Consider the following 2985-nt stretch of genomic DNA (forward strand, 5'->3'; position numbering starts at 1 on the left):
GGCTCTCAAGCTTTTTTGATTTTCTATGTGCGCGTCTATGTTTTTGCTAGTTATCTCTACGCCTAGCCCCGCATGCTCGCCCTGCTTTATTAAAAAATCCAGCATCATATCGCCAAGCTTTGCGTTATAGTGGCTAGCCTCCCAGTAGTACGGCGAGACTTGATCGGCATTTTTAGGTAGCTCCTGCGCCGTTATCTCGTTATAAAGGCCAAAATCCACTATCCTAAACGGCTTTTTTCCTAGACGCTTGGCAACCTCTTCATTTACGGCCGTTATCTGCTTTTTCCACTCGTACCATGCCGCGTCAAGCCCGACTCGGTAGTCCATAGCTTCAAGCAACCTCGCGTGCAGCGGACTTATCGCGATATCTAGGGTTACGTTATTTTCGTGAGCGTCCGTTAAAATCTCGATAAAATTTTCATAAGACAGCCTTGATACCTCGTCCCTTTTGCGCTCAGCCATATATCCACTCTCTATCTTTTTTACGGAGTATTCACGGTAGCCGCCGTTTCTTTGCACCTCTTCTAGCATCGACGCTTCGGTTCGCCTGCCGTCAGGCTCAAAAAGTGGAGTTTTGCCGTATTTTAGGACAGTCGCTACCGAGTCGCGAAGCGTCTGAGAGCTAAATAAAATTTTATACGCGCTAGGATTTTTAAAATACTCCTCAAAATCATCGGTCTTGCTGCTGCCGCCTAGCATCGTCTTGTCGTCAAAAACGAGCAATGCCTGCTTTAAATTTCCCTGCTTTATCGCCCATTTTAGATAGGCTTTAGCTTCGTTTAGATTGCTTCCCGATAAGGCCGCGTTAAAGGCAGGCTGCGTAAAGTATCTATGCGCAGGATTTAGCGCAGTTTGCAGGCGGGAGTTACCTAAAAATATCGAGGCAGGCCTGATTTTTTGAATCTTTAAAACCTTCATAAAGCGCGACTGCAAATCCTCTCTGGGTTTATTTTTAAAGATATCCGTATCGTAAATCCTGTATGGATCGACCAGGTAGTTAAAAACCGCTACAAACGCGAAAATCAAAGCCACCGCGGCCAAAAAGCTAAACGTCCATTTTTTAAATTTCATACGATTTTCCTAAAAGTTAAAATATAAAAATTGAGACATTTTGTGCAAATTTAAAACGCCCAGCGTAAAACAAAGCACGGCAAGGGTCAAATTTAGCCCGCCAAGTTTAAAGCCTTGCAGTTTTTGCGCGGAGTTTTTAAACAGTATCGAGACCGCAAAACCCGCAATCAGGTAGTAGAGCAAGGTGTTTGTGCTGTCTATTTGTATATTTGGATTCCACTCGCCAAATTTTACGCCGTACTCTCTCAAAAAACCGACCTTTCTCTCTAGCCGCGAATTTAGAGTTAGCCCGCCGCCTAGTCAAAACATCCCTTTTAGCACCTTTAGCGCGTCATCCCACTCCTTTGCTCTAAAAAACACCCAGGCGATATTTACGAAGTTAAAGGTTATAAACCAAGCTACGAATTTATTTAGCCTAAAGCCAAGCTCGCTCCAAATCCGTTGGATAACCAGAGCTGCGCCATGTAAAAATCCCCAAAATATAAACGTCCAGCCTGCCCCGTGCCAGATGCCGCCTATCACGAAGGTCGCGGCTAAATTTACGTACGTTCTCGCCTTGCCGCTACGGTTGCCCCCTAGCGGGATATAGACGTAATCTCTCAAAAAGCGGCTTAGCGTGATATGCCATCTACGCCAAAAATCCTGAATATTTAAAGCCTTATAGGGCGAGTTGAAATTTATCGGGAGTTTGATGTTAAAAAGTAGCGCCGCGCCAATCGCCATATCGCAGTATCCGCTAAAATCAAAATAAAGCTGAAACGTATAGCTAAGGCTAGTAACCCAAGCTTCGATCAAATTTAAGCTCGCGGCTCTATCAAATCCCTCGGTCGCCCAAACGGCGAAAGTATCGGCGATAACGACCTTTTTAAAAAGCCCGATAGAAAATATAAAAAGCCCAAGAGCGATATTTTCATAGTTGATTACTTTGTTTTTGGTTTTTGCAAACTGCGGCATCATCTCCTTGTGATGCACGATCGGGCCGGCGATTAGCTGTGGAAAAAACGTAACAAATAAGCAGTAATTTAAAAAATCGTACCGCTTTGCGCCCTTAAGCGCCACGCAATCTACGAGATATGCGATCTGCTGAAACGTAAAAAATGAAATCGCAAGCGGCAGGAGTAAATTTAGATGCGCTATCTGCGTACCGAAGGCGAAATTTACGTTGCCGATCAAAAAAATCAGAATATTTAAAATACCCGAGCAAAGCCAAATTTGCCGCGATACCAAGAGCAAGGAGGAGCTTTTTTGAAATTTTGGGATTATTTTTACAAAGCTCTAGCCCAAAAGAGTAGTTAAATATCATCGAGCCTACTATTAGCGGCAGATAAGCGATATTCCACCAGCTATAAAAAAATAGCGACGATGCGACTAAAAAGCCCTTCGCCGCTTCGGTAAGGCGCTTTTTATTCAAGAAAAAATATACGAAAAAAGTTACGGGCAAAAATAAAAATATAAATTCGTGAGAGTTAAAAAGCATTATCCATCCATTGATTTTTAGCGCAATTATAATAAACATTATTTAATATTTAAACAAAATAAAAATTAATTAATTGCTACCGAGCAAAAACTAAACGCGCAAGCGGTCAAATTTGAAGCAAGGACGTAAAAATAGTCTGCCAAAGTTGCAACTTAAATTTGAGCGAAATGACGCAAGCGGTGGTATTGCGAAGTTAGACTAAGCACGGATGAAATTTGCGGGCGGAGCGTATGCTTAATACGTAACCGAGCAAATTTTAAACGCAACGAGGTATAGCAAAGAGAGACAACGCACAAAGATAAAGCGAAATTTAATTTTTAAGCGTAGGTTGGTTTAAAATTTGAGTTAAAGAATGCAATAGCGGCTGGATTTAAACGTTATGCAAAAATTTTAAGTCAAAATAAGACATATAGCCTATCGTGGACTTAAAATTTCAA

The 2985-nt window shown here is 42.1% G+C and carries 1 protein-coding gene and 1 pseudogene; both read right to left on the reverse strand.

Annotated elements, in window-relative coordinates:
- Positions 1-1071: hypothetical protein (locus Q0338_RS07980; protein WP_298086291.1), on the reverse strand; the 1071-nt coding region annotated here is incomplete at its 3' end.
- Between the two features lie 9 nt (positions 1072-1080).
- Positions 1081-2548 (reverse strand): annotated as a pseudogene (locus tag Q0338_RS07985) (MBOAT family protein).
- Between the last annotated feature and the right edge of the window lie 437 nt (positions 2549-2985).

The organism is uncultured Campylobacter sp., from assembly GCF_938018145.1.
In the GTDB taxonomy this organism is placed as follows: Bacteria; Campylobacterota; Campylobacteria; order Campylobacterales; family Campylobacteraceae; genus Campylobacter_A.